Origin of the sequence: Pseudoalteromonas sp. Of7M-16 (genome assembly GCF_022347805.1) — a bacterium.
GTDB classification, from domain to species: Bacteria; Pseudomonadota; Gammaproteobacteria; order Enterobacterales; family Alteromonadaceae; genus Pseudoalteromonas; species Pseudoalteromonas luteoviolacea_F.
In genome coordinates this window covers 116593-139761 of record NZ_JAKRFY010000019.1, presented here as the reverse complement: position 1 = coordinate 139761, position 23169 = coordinate 116593, and the positions used below count along the sequence as shown (strand labels likewise).

Here is a 23169-nt window from a genome sequence, read left to right as displayed (position 1 = left end):
GGACAACAGCGATGTAATACGACTAAGTGTAAAGGGCTACCGACCACGATAATTAACTCAACCACATTCCCCCTCTCCGTCACCCTGAACTTGTTTCAGGGTCTAAGTTCAAAGGACAGCGGCGATGTAAAACGACTAGGCGTAAAGGCTTACTTAGCACGATAAACAGCCCAAACACATTCCCCCGTCTCCGTCACCCTGAACTTGTTTCAGGGTCTAAATTGCAAAGACCTACAACAAATTAAGGCGGCAAAGACGCTTCCTAGTACGCAAGTCAGGTTCAAAAGTCCAATGACAAAGCCCGCATTTTTCTACTCGGGGAAATGGGTAGCTTTGACAGTTGTTGAGGTCATCGCCTCTAAAACGTAGCTAATATTGAGAATATGGATCTTGAATCAAGTTCAGGATGACATCGTGCGAAGTTCAGGGTGACATCGTGCGAAGTTCAGGGTGACATCGTGCGAAGTTCAGGGTGACATCGTGCGAAGTTCAAGGTGACGTCGTGCGAAGTTCAGGGTGACATTCTGCGAAGTTCAGGGTGACGTCGTGCGAAGTTCAGGATGACATGCTGCGAAGTTCAGGGTGACATCGTGCGAAGTTCAAGGTGACATCGTGCGAAGTTCAAGGTGACATCGTGCGAAGTTCAGGGCGGCGGTATTAAACAAAAAAGGCTCCCTAAGGAGCCTTTTACCTGAGAGGTAATGTAATTACCAACCAGCTTTTTCTTTAAGTGCAGAACCGATCTCAGCTAGAGAGCGAACAGTCTTAACGCCTGCTTCTTCTAGAGCTGCGAACTTCTCATCAGCAGTACCTTTACCACCTGAGATGATTGCACCTGCGTGACCCATACGCTTGCCCGGAGGAGCAGTAACACCAGCGATGTATGAAACAACTGGCTTAGTCACGTTATGTTTGATGTACTCTGCAGCTTCTTCTTCTGCTGTACCACCGATCTCACCAATCATTACGATTGCTTCTGTCTTAGGATCGTTCTGGAACATTTCTAGTACGTCGATGAAGTTAGTACCTGGGATTGGATCACCACCGATACCAACACACGTAGACTGACCGAAACCAGCATCAGTAGTTTGCTTAACTGCTTCGTAAGTAAGAGTACCTGAACGAGATACGATACCTACTTTACCTGGTAAGTGGATGTGACCAGGCATGATACCAATCTTACATTCACCCGGAGTGATAACACCTGGGCAGTTAGGACCGATCATACGAACGCCAGTTTCTTCTAGCTTCACTTTAACATCAACCATATCAAGTGTAGGGATGCCTTCAGTGATACAAACGATTAGCTTGATGCCACCGTCGATAGCTTCTAAGATAGCGTCTTTACAGAATGCAGCTGGTACGTAGATCACTGTTGCAGTTGCACCAGTAGCTTCTACAGCTTCACGTACAGTGTTGAATACTGGAAGACCTAGGTGAGTTTGGCCGCCTTTACCTGGTGATACACCACCAACCATTTGCGTACCGTACTGGATAGCTTGCTCAGAGTGGAAAGTACCCTGGCCACCAGTGAAACCCTGACAGATTACTTTAGTATCTTTATTAATTAGTACAGACATTATTTGCCCTCCGCAGCAGCAACTACTTTCTCTGCAGCATCTGTTAGTGATTCAGCAGCGATGATGTCAAGACCAGAGTTAGCTAGTACTTCACGGCCAGCTTCAGCGTTAGTACCTTCAAGACGTACGACTACTGGTACGCTTACACCAACTTCTTTAACTGCACCAATGATACCTTCAGCGATCATGTCACAACGAACGATACCACCGAAGATGTTTACTAGTACTGCTTTCACGTTGTCATCTGAAAGGATGATCTTGAATGCTTCAGATACACGTTCTTTAGTCGCGCCGCCACCAACGTCAAGGAAGTTAGCTGGCTTACCGCCGTGTAGGTTTACGATGTCCATTGTACCCATTGCAAGGCCAGCACCGTTAACCATACAACCAACGTTACCGTCTAAAGCAACGTAGTTTAACTCGAAGCTTGCAGCGTGAGCTTCACGTGCATCTTCTTGTGAAGGATCGTGGAATTCACGGATCTTAGGCTGACGGAATAGCGCGTTGCCATCAACACCAATCTTACCGTCTAGGCAGTGTAGGTTGTTTTCGTCAGTGATTACTAGAGGGTTGATCTCTAGAAGTGCAAAGTCATGATCGATGAACATGTTCGCTAGACCTAGGAAGATCTTAGTGAACTGTTTAATCTGAGCTGGGTTAAGACCAAGCTTGAAGCCAAGCTCACGACCTTGGTATGCCTGAGGGCCTACTAGTGGATCGATTTCAGCTTTGTGAATTAGCTCTGGTGTTTCTTCAGCAACTTGCTCGATTTCTACACCACCTTCAGTTGATGCCATGAACACGATTTTACGTGAAGCACGGTCAACAACAGCACCAAGGTATAGCTCATTTGCAATATCAGTGCAGCTTTCAACAAGGATCTTAGCAACAGGCTGACCTTTTTCGTCAGTCTGGTAAGTCACTAGGTTTTTACCTAACCAGTTTTCAGCAAATGCGCGGATCTCGTCTTTGCTATCAGCTAGCTTAACACCGCCAGCTTTACCACGGCCACCCGCGTGTACTTGACATTTAACGACCCACTTGTCGCCACCAATCTTACCAGCAGCTTCAACTGCTTCCTGAGGAGTGTCACAAGCGTAACCCTCAGATACAGGTAAACCATATTCGGCAAAAAGTTGTTTTGCCTGATACTCATGCAAATTCATGATGCTTTATCCAATTTTTTATACTAAAAATGCTGAATATTTATGCAAATAATCAGCTATCCCAAATTGCGCCCATAGTATAGATCCCAAGGCGTAGTAAGAAAACCCCAGTTAGACCAAAGGCGCAAAAAAAAAGCCGTATGTTGCTTAATTGCACACATACAGCTTAAGATTTAATCTTTCGCTTAAACGTCTAGAAGTAGACGAGTTGGATCTTCTAGTAATTCTTTGATTGTTACTAAGAAACCAACTGATTCTTTACCATCGATTTGACGGTGGTCGTAAGAAAGCGCTAGGTACATCATAGGTAAAATTTCTACTTTACCGTTTACTGCCATCGGACGCTCTTGGATCTTATGCATACCTAGAATCGAAGACTGAGGTAGGTTGATGATAGGCGTAGAAAGTAGTGAACCGAATACACCACCATTTGTGATAGTGAAGTTACCACCAGTCATATCGTCAACTGTAAGTTTGCCGTCACGACCTTTAAGTGCTAGCTCACGAATACCCTTTTCGATTTCAGCAACTGACAGCTTATCACAGTCACGAAGAACTGGTGTTACTAGACCACGAGGTGTAGAAACAGCGATGCTGATGTCGAAGTAGTTGTGGTATACGATGTCATCACCGTCGATTGATGCATTTACTTCAGGGAAACGCTTAAGTGCTTCTGTTACAGCTTTCACGTAGAAAGACATGAAGCCAAGACGAATGCCGTGACGCTCTTCGAATACATCTTTATATTGCTTACGAAGATCCATGATTGGTTTCATGTTAACTTCGTTGAACGTAGTTAACATTGCTGTAGAGTTCTTCGCTTCTAGAAGACGATTAGCAATTGTCTTACGTAAACGAGTCATAGGAACACGTTTTTGTGTACGATCACCAACTGGTGCCGCAGGTGCTGCCGCTGCTTTAGCTGGAGCTGCTGCAGGCTTAGCTGCTGGAGCTTTCAAGAACGCATCAACATCTTCTTTAGTGATACGACCGCCTTTACCAGAGCCTTTAATTTGAGAAGCATCAAGACCTTTTTCTGCAATTAGACGACGAACTGACGGAGTTAGTACGTCAGCATTTTCGTCAGATGCTGCAGGAGCTGCGTCTGATTGATCTGGAGCTGCTGGTGCGCCACCTGCTGAAAGCTTGCCAATAACCTGCTCGCCAAGAACTGTATCGCCTTCAGCATGCAAGTGTTCACCCATCACACCGTCTTCCGGTGCAACAACTTCTAAAACAACTTTGTCAGTTTCGATGTCAACTAGGTTCTGGTCACGGCTTACAGCCTCACCTGGTTGTACGTGCCAAGTTGCGATTGTAGCGTCTGCTACTGACTCTGGAAGTACTGGTACTTTAATGTCCACTTCTTTACCTTCTGCTGCTGGCGCCGCTGCTGGCGCTGCTGGTTGTTCATTTGATTGAGCTGGTGCTGCACCTGCAGCACCGATTTGTGCAATTACTTGCTCACCTAATACAGTTGCGCCTTCTTCTTCAGAAATAGCAACAATTACACCGTCTTCAGGTGCAACAACTTCTAAAACGACTTTGTCAGTTTCAATGTCAACTAGGTTTTGGTCACGGCTAACCGTATCACCAACGCTTACATGCCAAGTTGCAACGGTTGCGTCTGCAACTGACTCAGGAAGAACAGGCACCTTAATTTCGGTTGTCATCTCTTATTCCTTATTTTTTAATTGTTAATGCGTCAGCAATCAACGCGTTTTGTTCTTTAGTATGGGTAGACATATAACCACAAGCAGGTGCAGCTGAAGCCTTACGACCAGCATAAGTTAGGTTTGCACCAGTTGGGATTGCTTCCCAGAAATGGTGTTGAGAGCAGTACCAAGCACCTTGGTTCTGTGGCTCTTCCTGACACCATACGAAATCTTTAACATGCTGGTAGCGAGCCATAACCTCGTCCATCTCTTTATGAGGGAACGGATATAACTGCTCAACACGTACGATAGCAACATTGTTTAGCTCAAGCTTGCGACGCTCTTGAAGTAGTTCGTAGTAAACTTTACCGCTACAGAATACAACACGCTCAACATTTTCAGGTTTAATATCATCAATTTCATCGATCATATTGTGGAATACGCCGTCAGAAAGCTCTTCCAAACTTGAAACTGCTAAAGGATGACGCAGCAATGACTTTGGCGTCATAACAATCAATGGACGACGCAAAGGACGAACTGATTGACGACGTAACATTGCATAAACCTGTGCAGGAGTTGTTGGAACACATACTTGCATGTTGTGGTCAGCACAAAGCTGTAGGTAACGCTCTAGACGCGCAGAACTGTGTTCAGGACCTTGACCTTCATAACCATGAGGAAGTAACAGAGTTAAGCCACATAGACGGCCCCACTTCTGCTCACCAGAACTTAAGAACTGGTCAAATACAACCTGAGCACCGTTTGCAAAGTCACCGAACTGCGCTTCCCAAAGAACAAGTGAAGTAGGCTCAGCTGTTGCATAACCATATTCGAATGCAAGTACTGCTTCTTCAGAAAGTACTGAGTCATAAACCTCAAAAGTACCCTGCTCAGGGCTGATATTTTGCAGCGGTAGGTAGGTAGAAGCATCAACTTGGTTGTGAACAACTGCGTGGCGGTGGAAAAAAGTACCACGACCAGAATCTTGACCTGTTAAGCGAATGTCAGTGCCTTGATCAACCATTGTCGCGTATGCAAGTGTTTCAGCCATACCCCAATCAAGTGGTTTATCGCCTGTAGCCATCGCTTTACGATCATCGTAGATTTTCTTAACACGAGATTGCGCTTTGTGATCTTCAGGGTAGCTAGCAACTTTTTCACCAAGTTCTTTTAGCTTGTCTACCGAAACTTCAGTCTCGTAAGGTGTATCCCAATCGTGACCTACGTACTTAGACCATTCTGACGAATGCTTCGTTTCAGGCTGAATTTCAGCAACAACACACTCACCATTGTCTAAACCGTTGCGGTAATCGTCAGCTAATTGCTTAGCTTCTTGCGCAGAAAGTACACCTTCAGCTACCAACTTGTCCGAATATAATTGACGAGGTACTGGGTGCTTTTTGATCTTTTGATACATTAGAGGCTGAGTTGCATTTGGCTCATCAGCTTCATTGTGACCATGACGACGGTAACATACTAAATCAATGACAACATCACGTTTGAACTTGTTTCGGAAGTCAAGTGCAACTTGTGTTACAAATGCAACCGCTTCAGGATCGTCAGAGTTAACGTGGAAAATTGGTGCCTGAACCATCTTAGCAATGTCAGTACAGTACTCAGTAGAACGTGTATCTTCTGCCTTAGACGTTGTAAAACCAACTTGGTTATTTACAACGATACGTACAGTACCACCTACGCCGTAAGCACGTGTCTTAGACAAGTTAAAGGTCTCTTGTACAACACCTTGTCCAGCGATTGCTGAGTCACCGTGAATGGTGATTGGCAATGCTTTAGAACCACTAGCACAGTTTAAACGGTCTAGACGTGCTCTTACTGAGCCCATTACCACTGGATTTACGATTTCTAAGTGAGACGGGTTAAATGCCAATGCCATATGAACATCGCCACCCTGAGTTGAGAAATCAGAAGAGAAACCCATGTGGTACTTAACGTCACCAGAACCTGCCGACTCGCCGTATTTACCAGCGAATTCGTCGAATAATTCCTGTGGATTCTTACCTAAAACGTTAACTAGTACGTTTAGACGACCACGGTGCGCCATACCAATTACAACTTCTTCTTGGCCGCTTTCACCTGCTCTATGCACAAGCTCTTTAAGCATTGGTACTAGTGCGTCACCACCTTCCAGTGAGAAGCGCTTTGCACCTGGGAATTTAGCACCAAGATACTTTTCAAGGCCATCAGCTGCGATTAAGCCTTGCAATAAGCGTAGTTTGTTTTCTTTGCTGAATTGGGGCTTTGAGAAACCGGCTTCTAAGCGTTGTTGTAACCAGCGCTTTTCTTCGGTTGATGTGATGTGCATGTACTCTGCGCCTACAGAACCACAATATGTGGACTTAAGTGCAGCGTATAAATCTTTTAATTTCATTGTCTCTTTGCCACAAGCAAAAGAGCCAATATTGAATTCTTTATCGAGATCCACATCATCTAAATCGTGGTAAGCCAACTCGAGCTCTCTCACTCGGTCACGTTGCCATAAACCCAATGGGTCTAGATTGGCGTTTTGGTGGCCCCTAAATCTAAATGCATTAATAAGCTGCAACACACGCACTTGTTTTGCATCTGCCGCACCTTCTGCAGAAACTACTACTTCTCTGTGTTTGTTCTTAGCAAGCTCAGCAAATTGTGCTCTTACATCGGAATGTTTAATATCAACATCAACACCTTCTACTTTAGGTAGTTGATCAAACACTTCTCGCCATTCTTCTGGCACTGAAGCCGCATCATCTAGATACGCCTCATATAAATCTTCTACATATGCAACGTTGCCGCCGTATAAGTGAGAAGATTCCAGCCATGCTTTCATCACACCTTCGTGCATTTATTAGCCCTTTTCTCTAGCGCAGAAACTTAAACTTAAACGAAAACAAGATGGCATGTCCTCCATGCCACCTTAAGATAATACTAAGCCTTAAACCGAACGGTTTAATAGCATAGATTTAATATGTCCAATTGCTTTGGTTGGATTCAAACCTTTTGGACAAACGCTAACACAGTTCATGATACTGTGACAACGGAATACGCTGAACGCGTCATCAAGACCAGCCAAACGCTCTTCAGTTGCTGTATCGCGGCTATCAGCCAAGAAACGGTACGCGTGAAGAAGTCCAGCAGGACCGATAAATTTATCTGGATTCCACCAGAATGATGGGCATGAAGTTGAACAACATGCACATAAAATACACTCATATAAACCATCAAGCTTTTCACGATCTTCAAGACTTTGAAGACGCTCTTCGCCACCTGTTGGCTTATCATTGATCAAGTAAGGTTTTACTTTTTCGTATTGAGTGTAGAACTGACTCATGTCAATTACCAAGTCACGAATTACTGGAAGACCAGGTAATGGACGAATGATAATTTTACCTTTGCCGTTCTTCTGTAGAGCTGACAGTGGTGTAATACATGCAAGGCCATTTTTACCATTCATGTTTACACCATCAGAACCACATACACCTTCACGACATGAACGACGGAAAGAAAGTGTTGAGTCTTGCTCTTTCAACATAAGTAGTGCATCAAGCACCATCATGTCACGGCCTTCTTCAACCTCAAGTTTGTATTCCTGCATACGAGGTGCAGTATCAACATCTGGGTTGTAACGATAAACAGATAATTCTAAAGTTGCTGTTGCCATCGTTTAACTCCTAGTACGTACGAGCTTTAGGTGGGAATGCTTCACGTGTAGTCGGCGCAAAGTTAACATCACGCTTTGTCATTGACTCACTTTGTGGGTGATACATTGAGTGGCATAGCCAGTTCTCATCATCACGCTCAGGGAAGTCAAATCTAGAGTGAGCACCACGGCTTTCTGTACGGAAGTTTGCAGCAACTGCAGTTGAGTATGCTGTTTCCATCAAGTTATCAAGTTCTAAACACTCGATACGTTGAGTGTTGAACTCAGTTGACTTGTCGTCAAGACGCGCATACTGAAGACGATCACGGATCTCTTTAAGCTCTTTAAGACCGTCAGCCATTGCATCACCTTCACGGAATACTGAGAAGTTAAGCTGCATACACTCTTGCAAATCTTTCTTGATTTGAACTGGGTCTTCACCTTTGCCAACCTCAGAAGACTCCCAACGATTGTAGCGAGCAAATGCTTCATCTACATCGTCTTTAGACGCTTCACCAGTGGACTCAAAGTCTTTCAAGTAGGTGCCTAAGAAGTTACCCGCTGCACGACCAAATACAACTAAGTCAAGTAGTGAGTTACCGCCTAGACGGTTCGCGCCGTGTACAGATACACAAGCGATTTCACCTACTGCAAACAGACCTTCTACAATACGCTCATTGCCATTGCTATCTACGTCTAGCACCTGACCATTTACGTTAGTAGGCACACCACCCATCATGTAGTGACACGTTGGGATTACTGGGATTGGCTCTTCAGCAGGGTCTACGTGAGCAAATGTCTTAGATAGATCACATACACCTGGAAGGCGTAGGTTAAGCATTTCTTCACCTAAGTGGTCAAGTTTAAGCTTAATGTGAGTACCCCAAGGACCGTCACAACCACGACCTTCACGGATTTCAGTCATCATCGCACGTGCAACAACGTCACGACCAGCAAGGTCTTTCGCGTTAGGTGCATAACGTTCCATGAAACGCTCGCCGTCTTTATTTAGAAGATAACCACCTTCACCACGACAACCTTCTGTTACTAGCGTACCCGCGCCAGCAATACCGGTCGGGTGGAACTGCCACATTTCCATGTCTTGCATGCCGATGCCTGCACGAACGGCCATACCAACACCATCACCAGTATTGATGTGAGCGTTGGTTGTTGAAGCGTAAATACGACCTGCACCACCTGTCGCTAGTACAACAGCTTTAGACTTGAAGTAAACTACTTCACCAGTCTCGATTTCGATCGCAGTAACACCAACTACATCGCCCTTGTCATTTTTAACAAGGTCTAATGCATACCACTCAGAGAATACGTTTGTCTTGTTTTTAACATTTTGCTGGTAAAGGCAGTGAAGTAACGCGTGACCAGTACGGTCAGCAGCCGCAGCTGTACGCGCAGCCTGCTCACCACCAAAGTTTTTAGACTGACCACCGAAAGGACGCTGATAAACACGGCCATTTTCAAAACGTGAAAATGGTAAACCCATGTTTTCTAATTCAGTAATAGCTTCTGGACCCGTTTTAGTCATGTACTCGATAGCGTCTTGGTCACCGATGTAATCAGATCCTTTAACAGTATCGTACATGTGCCATTCCCAGTTATCTTCATGAGAATTACCAAGTGCTACCGTAATACCACCTTGCGCAGAAACTGTGTGAGAACGAGTTGGGAATACTTTAGAGATAAGAGCACATGTCTTGCCTGACTCAGAAATAGCAAGCGCAGCACGCATACCCGCACCGCCGGCTCCGACAACTACAGCATCAAATTCACGGACATTATATTTCACTTAAACACCCCACAGAACAAACAAACCAACAGCAACATATGCAAGTGCCATTAGATTTAATACAAAGCCTAAAACTGAACGCATTGTTGCACAGTTGACGTAGTCAGTTAAAACCTGCCAAAGACCAATACGAGTATGAACCATTATACAAACGAGTGTAATAATAGTTGCAGCTTTCATGGCTAGGTTGTCAAATAGCCCAGTCCACGCTTCATACGTTAATTCAGGAGTTAACGCTAAGTAGCCCACGATAAATACAGCATATGCTGCAATGATTAATGCTGTTGCGCGAAGTGATACATAATCTTGTACACCATCACGTTTCAGAGTTGCTTGATTTAAGACCATATCCACACTCCACCAAGAATCGCAACGATTACCCAAATGGCGATTGCAATTTTAGCACTTGCATTGCCCGACTCTAACTCTTCCCAGTGGCCCATGTCTTGGATCATATGACGGATACCGCCAATGATGTGGTAAGACAATACAGCCAAGGTGCCCCACGCAATGAATTTCGCAATAAAGCCAGTCATTAGCCCTTTCACAAATTCAAAACCTTCAGGAGAAGAGAGAGATTCAGACCACGCCCAAATGACAAAAGTCAACGCGAAGAACAACGCGACACCAGTGACACGATGTAAGATCGACGCCTTTGCCGTTGCTGGCATAGATATAGTCGTAAGATCTAGATTTACAGGTCTTTGCTTTTTCACAGTTACTTGCCCATCTTTGCTCGATAAGAGCTTCATCTACTTGTTTTTATCAACCCACTTGCACGACATGCACAAATGGCACACTCTAGATAAACCTGTTTAAACACTTAAAAGATCACTTGCCTGTAAAACTTCGATGTAAAAATAGGTTTACCCACAGACGACACGGTATAAAACCGTTGACAGTATATAAGGCTATGCGTGTTTTTACAATTCTTGTTTAGTTTCGTACGCTTGCGAATTAGCCAATGGTATAATATTTAATCTAGTTAGAATACTTATTATACATTTTTGCATAATTCTTAGAAAAATTGACTTTTCACCCCATTTATAAGTTACAATGATCTGAATTTGCTTAACATTAGTATCACAACATAACAATCAGAATGTTGTTATTTCATAGGAGATAAATAGATGGCAGATAAGAAAGCCACAGTCCATATTGATGGGCACGATCCAATCGAACTACCGATCCACTCTGGTACAGCAGGCCAAGACGTTATCGACGTTCGTACTTTAGGTGCCCACGGCTTCTTCACATACGACCCTGGTTTCATGTCGACTGGCTCTTGTGAATCATCTATTACTTACATCGATGGTGCTAAAGGTGTACTTCTTCACCGCGGCTACCCGATCGAACAACTTGCAGAAAACTCAAACTACATTGAGCTTTGCTACTTACTATTAAACGGTGAACTACCAAACGCAGAGCAGCTAGAAACCTTCTCTGACGAGATCACTCGCAACACAATGATGCACGAGAAGATTGCTGCATTCTTCCAAGGCTTCCGTGTTGATTCACACCCTATGGCAATGCTGTGTGGTGTAGTGGGTGCGCTTTCATCTTTCTATCACGACGATTTGGATATTTCAGACTCAGAGCAGCGTATGCGCTGTGCAACTAAGTTAGTTGCAAAACTGCCAACTATTGCAGCTATGGCGTACAAATACAACGTAGGCCAGCCGTTTGTTTACCCTCGTAACGACCTTAGCTACGCAGAAAACTTCCTACATATGATGTTCTCTGTACCGGCTGAAGAATACAAAGTTAGCCCTGTATTAGCTAAAGCAATGGATCGTATTTTCATGCTTCACGCTGACCACGAGCAAAATGCATCTACATCAACTGTGCGTCTTGCTGGTTCTTCAGGCGCAAATCCATATGCATGTATTGCAGCTGGTATTGCTTCACTATGGGGCCCGGCACACGGTGGTGCAAACGAAGCATGTCTAACAATGCTTGAAGAAATTGGTTCTGTTGACCGTATCGACGAATACGTAGCAAAAGCAAAAGACAAGAACGATCCGTTCCGTCTAATGGGCTTTGGTCACCGTGTTTACAAGAACTTTGATCCGCGTGCTACAGTAATGCGCCAAACGTGTCATGAAGTACTGAAAGAGCTAAATATTCAAGATCCACTGCTAGACGTTGCAATGAAACTTGAGCAAATTGCTCTTGAAGACCCGTACTTCATCGAGAAGAAGCTTTACCCGAACGTAGACTTCTACTCAGGTATCATTCTTAAAGCGATTGGTATTCCAACAAGCATGTTCACAGTTATCTTTGCAATGTCTCGTACTGTTGGTTGGATTTCTCACTGGAACGAAATGCTTTCTCAAGCTGGTCACAAAATTGGTCGCCCTCGTCAGCTATATACTGGCTACACAGCGCGCGATTACAAAGGCCAAGGTGAGCGTTAATCGCTCATGATTATTGAAAAAAAGAGGCTAAACGGCCTCTTTTTTATTTGTAATACTGTATTATTTTCACACTCTTCGCAAAAACGTACAAAATAGTGTACGAAAAAAATATCTCTCAGCATCCGTAAAAAAATAAATAATTTTAAAATATTTCGAAGTTTTCTGTCATTTCTACATCAATATCTTCTCTTGTCACCGATTCAACCTTTGCCATTGTCGGCCCCTTTTCCAGCCAAGATGCTAGTTCTGAAATTTTTTCAATATGCCCTATCGCAATCACTTCAACACTTCTATCCGGTAAATTTTTTGCGTAGCCAACTAGCCCTAACGCGGACGCTTTTATCTTTGTGTGGTACCTAAACCCGACTCCTTGCACTACGCCCATCACTATAAACCTGCTTGAATGCATAATATTTATCTCTTAATGTTTTAGGATTAAGCATAGGTTTGATGTGAAGATTGTTGAAGAAAAATCACGATAAGAATTTTTACTCTGAGCCCATTTCATCAAGATGCTAGGCTCAAAATAAAAAACGCCCGATAAAACCGGCTGTTTTATCGGGCGTTTGAGAGGTTTAAGCTATTTAAAACTTATAAGCGAACTTTAAGTAAGCCTGACGCCCCAATATACTGTGTGTTTTATTGTCTACCCCCATAGACTCAGAAGGTGCAAATGGTGCTTCTTCATTCGTCAGGTTAGCAGCACCAACAGTCACTGTTAACTGCTCATAACCAATATACGTAACGCTGGTATCTATAGTTGTCCAAGAATCTATCTCAAACTTATTACCATCGCTATCAGCCAAGTCATTGTAAGAGTTGATGTAATTGACGCTAAAGTTTGCTACCCAGTCATCAAGAGCCCAATCTACACGCGCATTCCAACGCAGATCAGGATGTTGGTATTCACCATTTTCATCTTCAATAACTGATACCGAATTACCATTTTCATCTGTTCGAATAAGCTCTTCGTCAAAGTTCAAGACATAAGTTACGTTATAGCCAAACTTAAATTCGCCCATGTCCTTTGTCGGCAATCGGTATTCCAAATCGATATCAACACCATCCGTTTTTCTGCCACCGATGTTGACGAACGTATCATTGATCAGTCGAATACGCCCAGGCGTGCCACCAGTGCTCGCTTCACGCACAACTAATTTAGGATCATCACCACAACAGTCGACAATATCTTGAGCACCTATTTTTTTAATTAGGTTGTCCTGATCGTAATTCCAGTAATCAATACCGACACTAAAGTCATCTGTAGCTTGCCAAACAATACCTAAGTTATAGTTGGTAGACTCTTCTGGCTGTAAGTTTTTGTTACCAGCCACTTCAGCCGTGTACTCAAACGGTTCACAATCCAATGGATCCTTCGTAATTTTACAGCGCTCTCGGTCAATCACACTTGGTGATTCATCGGTTCTACCTAAATGGAGCTGTACCAGTGAAGGTGCTCTAAATGCGGTGCCCCAAGAACCTCGCACTACTATTTCTTCTATTGGCGTCCAACGGAAAGCAACTTTTGGATCAGTTGTGTTACCAAAATCACTATAATCTTCATAACGTAGTGCCAACTGTAGTTCCAAATTTTCAGTGGCTGGCACGATAAATTCGGCAAATAAAGCTGTATTGTCTCTATCTCCATTTGCCTGCGTTGCTTCAGTACCAAATATTTCGCCATTCAAGTACTGACTGTCAGGGTTATCTTCGATTTTTTCATAGCGATGCTCTAGACCAAATGCTGCGGCCACATACCCGTCACCAAGTTCGAATAATTCACCTGAGACTGTCGCATCAAACGACTGCATTGTTGATGCACCATAACGCGTCGTGGTTGTTTCAATTCTATCTAATGTAGCTTGAGAGTTTTGGCTCGGCTCAAACGGGTTCCAGTTGCCGTTGTCTATTTCAGCTTGTGCTCTTAATTTATTAGGAAAACCATCAAAGCCTTTTTCAACCGCACTTGAACGGATGGCTGAGTAAGCAAATTCCCACTCCCACTCTTTAAACTCACCTCGCATTCCCATAACAGCGCGGTAATACTCCGAATCCACGTCCTTTTTACGATTACCAATATCTACTGTACGTCGTCGCATAGATATATCTACGCCATGTAAGAAGTGATCAGGCTGATCTGCCAATGGATGATTTGGGTTGTCCCCTGCCATGTTCAATTCAGTAAAACTTGGACTCGCCGCACCTTGAATAAACGTGGAAGTATGTTGAGCTGAAAACTCAGCAAACCCTTCCACACCATCCATGATCTCTTGAACACCATTGTAGTTAAAGCTGATCCGTTCAGTAGACGGAATAAGGGTCATGTGAGGGGCGTAATCATAACGACAAATATCACCAATTATCATGTTTTCAGGGCATTTATCATTGCCCCACACATCGGCAAAAATTGTCTGTCTTACTTTCGTTCCGTCATCTTCGACTCGTGTGACAGGAAGCGCTTCCCACTGCGCATCAGTGACTTGGCTTCGTACAACTTCGATGCTGCCTGGAATACCCGATGAACTCAGTGCATTATTACCACCGCGAAATCTCTGATCTGCCGTAGATGCATAATCTCTATCAGCATAAAACACATCGCCACGCTTAAAATAATCTAGTGAAAAGTTGTGATGCCCTTTATCTGTAGAGCTGCCCCATAGCAACGTGAAGTTTTCTTCTTCTGCTCCACCATCAGCTGTATCAGATATTTTTCCGGCAATTTCAAAACCATCAATATCGTCACGTAAAATAATATTAATAACACCTGCAACAGCATCTGAACCATAGGTTGCTGACGCACCATCTTTTAGTACGTCAATGCGTTTTACTGACGAGACAGGTATTGTGTTTAAATCAACGAAAGACGTTTCAATATCTTTGGCAAAAGGGCTAACCGCGACTCTTCGACCATTGATTAAAACCAACGTTGAAGACGCGCCTAAGCCTCTCAATGCAACACTTGAACCGCCATTTGCAGTGTCATCACTTGAATTACCTTGTGTACTAAACGTACCTGCACCAGCCACTGGTAATTTTTGTAAAGCGCCTATTAGATCTGTTGAGCCCGTTGCAGCCAAATCTCCTGCGGAGATTGTTTGAATTGGCGAAGGCCCTTCTAAATCAGAACGTTTGATATGAGATCCTGTGATCTCAATACGTTCTACTTCATTGTCGTTTGCAAAACTTGGGCTTGCCCCCCCAAGTAAAGCAATACCTACTGCAGATGCAATTAGCGTAATCCCCTTTCTCATTATCTTTATTCTCCGTAGTGTATTAAAAACATCTTTTTAACCTTTATAACACATAGAAAAAACAATAAAAATACATTTTAGAGCTGTTTAATTTACAAAATGTAAACGAATTGGCAGGGTGAAATCGGGAGCTTAAATTGAAGTTTAGAAATAGAAATCAAAAAGCCCAGCAAGTTTGCTGGGCTTAATCTAAGTATTTTGTCTTTAATACTTACAGTGCAGTTTTGTTTATTTGCTGAACAAACTGCTTAACTGGTAAATCGTTACATTTAAGACTTCTAGCTTGACCACGGTATACTTTTAAGCTGTCTAAGCCCTCTTTAGCCGCCTTCATGCATAATTCAGTTGCTACTGAAGTATTTTTTGCAACTAATTTTGATTTGCTAGCTTGTTTTTCTGTTTGAACTTCATTGTGAGCTTTTGCAAATGTACGAATATCTTCACCATTACATCTTACAGTTTCAGAAAAGCGAGAAATAAATACACCATGTCGTGCACCTTCTTTACGAGCTGCGCTTAGACCCTGATTTGCCGCTACTTCACACACTTTAGAAATTGTTGAAGCGTCATCAGCTTTAAAACTGTGTGCTTCAGATGCAAAAACTGTCGTTGATGTTAGAGAAATAAGAGCTGCAACAGTGAAAGACTTAAACATAATTTACCTCAAATGAACGAATTGCTGCGCATTATATAACCAGATTTCACTCTGTAAATGATAAAATTAAACTTTCCTGAACATTTAATGATCAATTAACATATTCATAATCGTTCAGCTTTAACTCTTTAAATAGATCGCAAACTTTAACAATCTAGAGATGTGAAACAGTAAACTTTTCACCTATCTGGGCAGCAAAAGTGATACACTCGCTTTTATTTATTGACGAATCTTATTTATGAAAATAATCTCTTTCAATATCAATGGCCTCAGAGCTAGACTCCACCAGCTACAAGCTTTAATAGACAAACACCAGCCAGATGTAATCGGCTTACAGGAAATCAAAGTACACGATGAAGCATTCCCTATCGATGATGTCGAAGCGATGGGCTATCACGTCTACTTTCATGGCCAAAAGGCCCATTACGGTGTCGCGCTTATGTCAAAAAAGCCAGCTAAATCTATTCAAAAAGGATTTGCGACGGATACAGAAGAAGCACAAAAACGTATGATCACTGGTGTATTTGAAAGCGATAATGGCCAGGAAGTGACTGTGATGAATGGCTACTTCCCTCAGGGAGATAACATCAGTCATGAAACAAAGTTCCCGTACAAACGCCAATTTTATAAAGATTTAATGACCCACCTCAATACGAATGAATCTCCAGACGCTAACCTTATTGTTATGGGTGATATAAATATTTCCCCGACAGACGAAGATATTGGCATTGGCGAACCCAATATGAAGCGTTGGTTGAAAACTGGTAAATGTTCTTTCCAACCTGAAGAGCGCGAATGGTTAAAAACGCTTATGGATTGGGGTTTAAAAGATACTTTCCGAGAGCTTACTCCTGACGCACAAGATAAATATTCGTGGTTTGACTATCGCTCTAAAGGCTTTAACGATAACCGTGGTTTACGTATAGATGTGGTACTCGCAACTAATAGCCTGATGGCATCTTGTACCGAAAGCGATATCGACTATGAGCTCAGAGGTATTGAAAAGCCGTCAGACCATGCTCCAATTTGGGCCACTTTTGACGTTTAAGCATATAAGGTGGTTAACCTAGTACATATAATAGGTAACAGTTAATGACAACAGCGCTGTTTTGTTTGCTCGCATTTGCAATCAGTTTTGATAAAACGCAATTTTTTACATTGCTCAAAACTCCGCAGAGACAAACAGGCGTTTTATGTTGTGCACTTGTTATGGCTATTTTATGGCAAGTAAAAGCAGGAATTTTACCGTTTTTAGATATCCATATTTTAGCGATAACCGCTGTTACCTTAGTGTTAGGGTGGCGGCTTTCGTTACTCAGTACATTGCTCGCTTCACTGCTTTATTACGCATTTGCAGAAAACTCAATTGAATTTTTCTCTTTCTGGCTTTTAACGGGTATTGTTCCTGTTTATATAAGCTATGCGTTATTTGCTATTTGTTACCACTACTTACCTAGACACTTTTTTATTTATATTTTTGTTTGTGCTTTCATTTGCGCTGGCCTTGTCGCAGCGAGTAAAATAGTGCTGACAAGCCTCTACTATTGGTCTTTAGGCCAATATGACTGGCAGACACTTCAATATAATTATTTGTTTTACTCGGTGATCATGTGGTTTCCAGAAGCCATGTTAAATGGTATGGCAATCACATTGATGATCACCTATCGGCCCCATTGGGTCAGAACTTTTTACGATCAGGAATACTTAGATAGATGACATTAGATTATCGCTGCCCCATTTGCTCAGAGCAATTAAATCAAGCAGGCAACACACTGAGCTGCAAAAATCGTCATCAATTCGACTTTGCAAAAGAAGGCTATATAAACCTTCTTCCAGTGCAATTTAAACGCTCTAAACACCCAGGAGATAATTTAGACATGGTGCAGGCAAGGCGCGCATTCTTCGCGACTAACCACTATGCTTTTTTACAACAATCCCTTGCCGAGTTGATCGCTAAAAAGTCACCCAAAATGGTTGTAGACTTAGGGTGTGGAGAAGGCTTTTACACCCAAGCTGTGGCAGCTGCACTTCCTGATTCAGCCTCTGTATATGGATTGGATATCAGTAAACCCGCTGTAAAATATGCCTCAAAGCGCTATAGCAAACCACACTTTAGCGTTGCATCAAGCAAAGATGCCCCTTTCAAAGAGGCCGAAACAGATATCGTTTTGAGTATTTTCGCCCCAGTTTTTTCCCATGAGTCAAAAAGATTATTACAACAAGATGGGACGCTAATTGTCGTAGGACCGGGACCCAAACACCTCTTTGAACTGAAGCAAAAAATATATGAAGATGTGCGTTTACACGACGCACCTCCCTGCCCCGAAGGTTTTGAAGTGATTGAGCAAACATTAGTGGAAGAAAGTCATAAGGTAGCAGTAGATGTTGCGGAAAACTTAATAAAGATGACGCCATTTGCATGGAAGTTTAAAGCTTCTCATTTTGAACAATTAGCTCAAAATCCCACACACCAAATTACATTTTCTTTTTTGATTACTCAGTATAAAAAGCAATCGTCTTGATGTCGGAAGTTGGATCGTTTATTAGCTAATTAGCGGTCCAAACACTGATAGCTGTAGTTGATGTTGCTTTTGTCACATCCAGAGAAGAATACTTTCAATTGCACCAAAGACCTACATACTGCATTTAAACTTAATTGTAATTCCAATGACTAAGCGCATTTTGTGTAAACGTTAAACTCTGCATAAGAGGCTTGGGCGACTATAAAGGGAATATAAATCCCAGTATGATAGCCACAACTACCTCTTCATAGGCGCAACAGAATTGACATAAATGAATAATCTAACCTATGTCGACAAGTAAAGTGATAAAGTGTTTGGCGCCTTGGTTCACCTCTTTACTTGCTATGTCAAAGGCTGTACCAATAAAGAGCTTTCCAGCCCAAGGAGAAGTGTTTTTCTGCGTATATGTTGCCACTAGGCATGAAACGCTTTTTGGCGTTTATTTTGTCTACGCACACCTTTTCAGATGTGCGCAATCAAAACTACAAGTTTTCTTTAGTAAATGCTTTATCCATTTTTTCAAACATATCACTGAGTAGTTTTGCTAACTCTCTGTATGTGGGTTTTCGTGTGCATATATTCCCTTGGTAACCATTTGCGACCATTTTTTGATATAAATCTCGATACCATGAAGATAACGCGGGATTTAATGAAGTATCACATCGCTTCCCTAACCACAACAAACCTTGCACAGGTAATGTTAAAAAGAATAAAGCGATTGCAATTGACTGAGGTAGATAGTCCATTCCTAGTTGACTGGTTTGAAAAAACACAGTGAATAACGCAAGTATAGGCATGGTTTGTAATGCCAACTCTGTTGCCTTTATCACCCTAAATTCAGGAAATAGAGGAGCAAGTTCCTTACGCATTGGCCACTCTTTGGCATATTGTCGGCCCAGTTGCACTTGTGAAATAAGACTTTTCTGCATCATAACTCCTAGGTGCTAACTTTTCTCAAAAAAATAAGGTAAAATTACGGTCATACATGTCAATTATACCTTAGTATTAAGTGTAATGCTGATTGAACTTCACCATTTAGCTTAATACGCAACTACTCTTATTGTCAAAACGGAAAGTCATTATGTCATCGTCGCATGTTTTGGTCCTCAATTGTGGCAGTTCTAGCCTCAAATTTGCAATCATAGACTCTAGCTCTGCAAAAGAGCATTTATCCGGGTTAGCGGAACGTTTAGGTGAAGCCTCACCTCAAATCAAATACAAAGTTAATGGCCAAAAGCACATTATCTCTTTGTCTAATGGAGACGCACATGAAGTCGCCATTAATAAGCTGGTCGACTTAGTTAAATCACTCAAACTTGACCAGCAACTTGTCGCTGTAGGACACCGCGTCGTTCACGGCGGTGAGCACTTTACCAAATCGGCTTTAATCACCGACACTGTCCTTGAAGCTATCAAACAAACTGCAAACCTTGCACCATTACACAACCCAGCCAACTTACTGGGTATAGAAGCTGCAAGCGCAGCGTTTTCCAAACTACCCCAGATAGCAGTATTTGACACCGCTTTTCACCAAACCATGGAACCAACAGCGTTCCTGTATGCGCTACCTTATCCATTGTATGAAAAACACGGCATCAGACGCTACGGCTTTCATGGCACCAGCCACTATTTCGTATCGGCACAAGCTATCAAACAATTAGGCTTAAATGAGAAACCATCTAGAATTGTTACTGCACACCTTGGCAATGGCTGCTCAGTCTGTGCTGTTAAGGATGGTAAATCAGTAGACACCAGTATGGGCTTAACGCCTCTTGAAGGGCTTGTAATGGGCACTCGAAGTGGTGATATTGACCCTGGTTTATTCGCGTATTTGGTCAATCAACTAAACTATACAGCAAAGCAAATAGACACTTTGTTAAATAAAGAAAGCGGCTTACTCGGTCTCAGTGAGTTATCTAACGACTGCCGTACAATTGAAGAAAGTGCAGCACAAGGCCACGAAAAAGCTCAACTAGCGCTAGATATTTTCTGTTTCAGACTAGCAAAGCAAATCGCGAGTTTTGCGGTACCATTAGGTGGCATTGATGCACTTGTGTTTACTGGTGGGATAGGCGAAAACTCAGACGTAATTCGTGCAAGTGTTTTAAAACAGCTTAGCTTCCTCGGCTTTAAACTAAATAACGAGCAAAACTTAGCTGCTCGCTTCGGTAATGAAGGGGTAATCACTGATGGTGTGTCAGCACCAACCGCCCTTGTAATTCCAACCAATGAAGAGCTTGTTATCGCGCAAGATGCAGCCATGCTTGCTGGGGAGCAATAACTATGGGTCGTAGGATCATGCTTATCCCAATCTCAACTGGGGTTGGTTTAACATCTGTTTCTGTCGGGTTAGTCCGCGCACTAGAGCAAAAGGCGGTTAAAGTTAATTTTTTCAAACCAATTGCTCAACCTCGTAATGCCGATGTAGGCCCTGAAAAGTCGACGTTAATTATCAAACAAGGATCATCAATTGCCCCCCCCACTCCATTTGAGTTGCACTATGCAGAGCAAATGATCGGTGACGGTAAAGGCGATGACTTATTGGAAGAAATCGTTGAGCGCTTTGAAAGCAGTGTACAAGACGACGAAGTAGCCATCATAGAAGGTATGGTACCTACACGGAAACAACCCTACGCGGGCAGAGTAAACCGTGAGATAGCACAAACATTGGGCGCAGATATCGTATTTGTATTAACCCCGGGAAATGACACAAATGATCAGCTTGAAGATCGCCTAGAAATTGCCTCAGGCAACTATGGCGGAATTGACCATGCACGTGTTTTAGGATGTATTTTTAACAAAGTTAATGCTCCTCTTGATGAAGATGGCCGGGCGAGAGCAGATTTGGTCGATCAGCACGAGCCTGATCAACTCGAAAACGAGATGAATCGTTTAGCCTCACTGCCAATCTTCCGCAAGCACCCGTTTATGTTACTAGGCGCTATTCCCTGGGATTTTGATTTAGTAGCGCCTCGAGTGAGAGATTTAAGCGAATATCTACAGGCAGAAGTGATAAACTCAGGTGATATGGCGCATAGACGACTGCGCCGAGTGACATTCTGTGCACGAACCGTATCAAATATTCTGAATCACTTCACACCAGGCGCGTTGCTCGTTACACCTGGCGACCGTTCAGATATATTGGTTGCAGCCTGTTTATCAGCAATGAACGGCACAAAGCTTGGCGCCATACTGTTAACTGGTGGCTTTAAACCTGAGCCTCGTATAATGGAGCTTTGTGAGCAAGCTATGAACACGGGATTACCGATCCTTGCGACCGAAGCGGATACATGGCGCACGTCATTACTTTTACATAATTTCAATATGGAAGTGCCTGCAGATGACGAGCAACGTATCGATAAAGTAAAACAGCACAATGCCGATCATATTGATCCAGACTGGCTTGATAGCCTTTCACAGGGGATCGCTCGTACTCGCAAACTATCTCCACCAGCATTCAGGTTTATGTTGACCGATCAAGCTCGCCAAGCCAACAAAACGATTGTGTTGCCTGAAGGCAATGAACCTCGCACCATCAAAGCGGCTGCAATTTGTGGAGAGCGAGGAATCGCCAAAACAGTCTTACTTGGTGATCATGACGAAATTCAACGTATTGCTGCGCAGCAAGGTGTGGTTTTGAACGAAAACGTCACGATACTCGACCCACAAAAAGCGATTGACAACTATATTGCGCCAATGGTTGAGCTTCGTAAGAACAAAGGACTTACTGAAGTAGTCGCTGCGGAGCAACTGCAAGACAACGTGGTCTTGGGTACCATGATGTTAGCCGAAGATGAGGTTGACGGCCTAGTATCCGGTGCAGTTAATACAACTGCAAACACCATACGCCCTCCGTTGCAGCTCATCAAAACTGCACCTGACTCATCGTTAGTGAGCTCAGTGTTCTTCATGCTATTACCGGATCAAGTGCTAGTTTATGGTGACTGCGCCATTAACCCAGATCCCACGGCAGAGCAACTTGCTGATATTGCAATTCAGTCGGCAGATTCTGCGGCGGCATTTGGCATCGAACCAAAAGTGGCAATGATTAGCTATAGTACTGGTACTTCTGGCCAAGGTGCCGATGTTGACAAAGTGCGTGAAGCGACCAAGTTGGCTCAACAAAAACGTCCAGATCTTGATATTGACGGACCTCTTCAATACGATGCCGCCATTATGGAAAATGTTGCTCGCAAGAAAGCGCCAAACAGCAAAGTTGCGGGCAAGGCAACTGTATTCGTGTTCCCTGATTTGAACACTGGTAATACCACCTATAAAGCTGTGCAGCGAAGTGCTGACTTGATCAGTATAGGCCCAATGCTTCAAGGTATGCGAAAGCCTGTCAATGACTTGAGCCGAGGAGCTCTCGTTGATGACATCGTATACACAATTGCATTAACAGCTATCCAAGCAGCCCAGCGCCCGTAATAGGCCTTTCTTAAGTGTATCAAGGGAGTAGAAACTTCTACTCCCTAAATAAAA

At 43.1% G+C, this 23169-nt stretch carries 18 protein-coding genes; 6 read left to right on the top strand and 12 right to left on the bottom strand.

Annotated features, from left to right (window positions below; genetic code table 11):
- Positions 1–707: 707 nt before the first annotated feature.
- The 8 genes from sucD to sdhC all read right to left on the bottom strand — a co-directional run bounded on the left by sucD (position 708) and on the right by sdhC (position 10558).
- Positions 708–1580 carry a succinate--CoA ligase subunit alpha gene (sucD, locus tag MHN81_RS18895; RefSeq protein WP_023399328.1) on the bottom strand — a complete coding sequence of 291 codons (873 nt, stop codon included), beginning with the start codon at positions 1578–1580 and terminating at the stop codon, positions 708–710.
- Positions 1580–2746, bottom strand: a complete 1167-nt coding sequence (gene sucC, locus MHN81_RS18890) for an ADP-forming succinate--CoA ligase subunit beta (RefSeq protein ID WP_023399327.1) — start codon at positions 2744–2746, stop codon at positions 1580–1582. Before sucC ends, sucD begins: the two co-directional genes overlap by 1 nt.
- A 185-nt stretch (positions 2747–2931) precedes the next feature.
- On the bottom strand, positions 2932–4419 hold the full coding sequence (gene odhB, locus MHN81_RS18885) for a 2-oxoglutarate dehydrogenase complex dihydrolipoyllysine-residue succinyltransferase (RefSeq protein WP_239426415.1): 1488 nt from the start codon (positions 4417–4419) through the stop codon (positions 2932–2934).
- Between the two features lie 10 nt (positions 4420–4429).
- A complete protein-coding gene (gene sucA, locus MHN81_RS18880) occupies positions 4430–7243 on the bottom strand; it encodes a 2-oxoglutarate dehydrogenase E1 component (protein ID WP_023399325.1) in 2814 nt (937 codons plus the stop codon).
- Positions 7244–7333: 90 nt separating this feature from the next.
- Positions 7334–8059, bottom strand: a complete 726-nt coding sequence (locus MHN81_RS18875) for a succinate dehydrogenase iron-sulfur subunit (protein ID WP_023399324.1) — start codon at positions 8057–8059, stop codon at positions 7334–7336.
- 10 nt (positions 8060–8069) lie between these two features.
- Positions 8070–9842, bottom strand: a complete 1773-nt coding sequence (gene sdhA, locus MHN81_RS18870; RefSeq protein ID WP_023399323.1) for a succinate dehydrogenase flavoprotein subunit — start codon at positions 9840–9842, stop codon at positions 8070–8072.
- Positions 9843–10190 carry a succinate dehydrogenase, hydrophobic membrane anchor protein gene (gene sdhD, locus MHN81_RS18865; RefSeq protein ID WP_023399322.1) on the bottom strand — a complete coding sequence of 116 codons (348 nt, stop codon included), beginning with the start codon at positions 10188–10190 and terminating at the stop codon, positions 9843–9845.
- Entirely contained in the window at positions 10181–10558 is a 378-nt protein-coding gene (gene sdhC, locus MHN81_RS18860; RefSeq protein WP_155250762.1) for a succinate dehydrogenase, cytochrome b556 subunit, read from the bottom strand. The genes sdhD and sdhC overlap by 10 nt, the downstream gene beginning before the upstream one ends.
- A 414-nt stretch (positions 10559–10972) precedes the next feature.
- Here sdhC and MHN81_RS18855 point away from each other — a divergent pair, with 414 nt between their 5' ends.
- A complete protein-coding gene (locus MHN81_RS18855; protein ID WP_023399320.1) occupies positions 10973–12259 on the top strand; it encodes a citrate synthase in 1287 nt (428 codons plus the stop codon).
- A gap of 142 nt (positions 12260–12401) precedes the next feature.
- Here MHN81_RS18855 and yccX read toward each other — a convergent pair whose 3' ends face one another.
- From yccX to MHN81_RS18840, 3 genes are all read right to left on the bottom strand, one after another.
- Entirely contained in the window at positions 12402–12668 is a 267-nt protein-coding gene (yccX, locus tag MHN81_RS18850; RefSeq protein ID WP_036976128.1) for an acylphosphatase, read from the bottom strand.
- Between the two features lie 175 nt (positions 12669–12843).
- On the bottom strand, positions 12844–15510 hold the full coding sequence (locus MHN81_RS18845; protein WP_023399318.1) for a TonB-dependent receptor: 2667 nt from the start codon (positions 15508–15510) through the stop codon (positions 12844–12846).
- A gap of 211 nt (positions 15511–15721) precedes the next feature.
- A complete protein-coding gene (locus tag MHN81_RS18840; RefSeq protein ID WP_023399317.1) occupies positions 15722–16165 on the bottom strand; it encodes a hypothetical protein in 444 nt (147 codons plus the stop codon).
- A gap of 238 nt (positions 16166–16403) precedes the next feature.
- Between MHN81_RS18840 and xthA the strand changes: the two genes are divergently transcribed.
- From xthA to rlmA, 3 genes are read left to right on the top strand one after another with little or no spacing between them, the layout of a single operon-like run.
- The gene (gene xthA / locus MHN81_RS18835) at positions 16404–17213 is read left to right on the top strand and encodes an exodeoxyribonuclease III (protein ID WP_023399316.1); all 810 of its coding nucleotides are present in this window, start codon (positions 16404–16406) and stop codon (positions 17211–17213) included.
- A 44-nt stretch (positions 17214–17257) separates the two neighbouring features.
- On the top strand, positions 17258–17881 hold the full coding sequence (locus tag MHN81_RS18830; protein ID WP_023399315.1) for a membrane protein: 624 nt from the start codon (positions 17258–17260) through the stop codon (positions 17879–17881).
- Positions 17878–18687, top strand: coding sequence for a 23S rRNA (guanine(745)-N(1))-methyltransferase (gene rlmA, locus MHN81_RS18825; RefSeq protein WP_239426414.1), 810 nt, complete (start codon positions 17878–17880; stop codon positions 18685–18687). The genes MHN81_RS18830 and rlmA overlap by 4 nt, the downstream gene beginning before the upstream one ends.
- A gap of 482 nt (positions 18688–19169) precedes the next feature.
- On the opposite strand, the gene yfbV is transcribed toward rlmA, so the two are convergent.
- Positions 19170–19616 (bottom strand): terminus macrodomain insulation protein YfbV, encoded by a 447-nt coding sequence (gene yfbV, locus MHN81_RS18820; RefSeq protein ID WP_023399313.1) that lies wholly within the window; start codon positions 19614–19616, stop codon positions 19170–19172.
- Between the two features lie 152 nt (positions 19617–19768).
- Here yfbV and MHN81_RS18815 point away from each other — a divergent pair, with 152 nt between their 5' ends.
- Both MHN81_RS18815 and pta read left to right on the top strand, forming a co-directional pair.
- Positions 19769–20968 (top strand): acetate kinase, encoded by a 1200-nt coding sequence (locus MHN81_RS18815; protein WP_239426413.1) that lies wholly within the window; start codon positions 19769–19771, stop codon positions 20966–20968.
- A 2-nt stretch (positions 20969–20970) separates the two neighbouring features.
- The gene (gene pta, locus MHN81_RS18810) at positions 20971–23115 is read left to right on the top strand and encodes a phosphate acetyltransferase (RefSeq protein ID WP_239426412.1); all 2145 of its coding nucleotides are present in this window, start codon (positions 20971–20973) and stop codon (positions 23113–23115) included.
- The last annotated feature ends 54 nt before the right edge of the window (positions 23116–23169 follow it).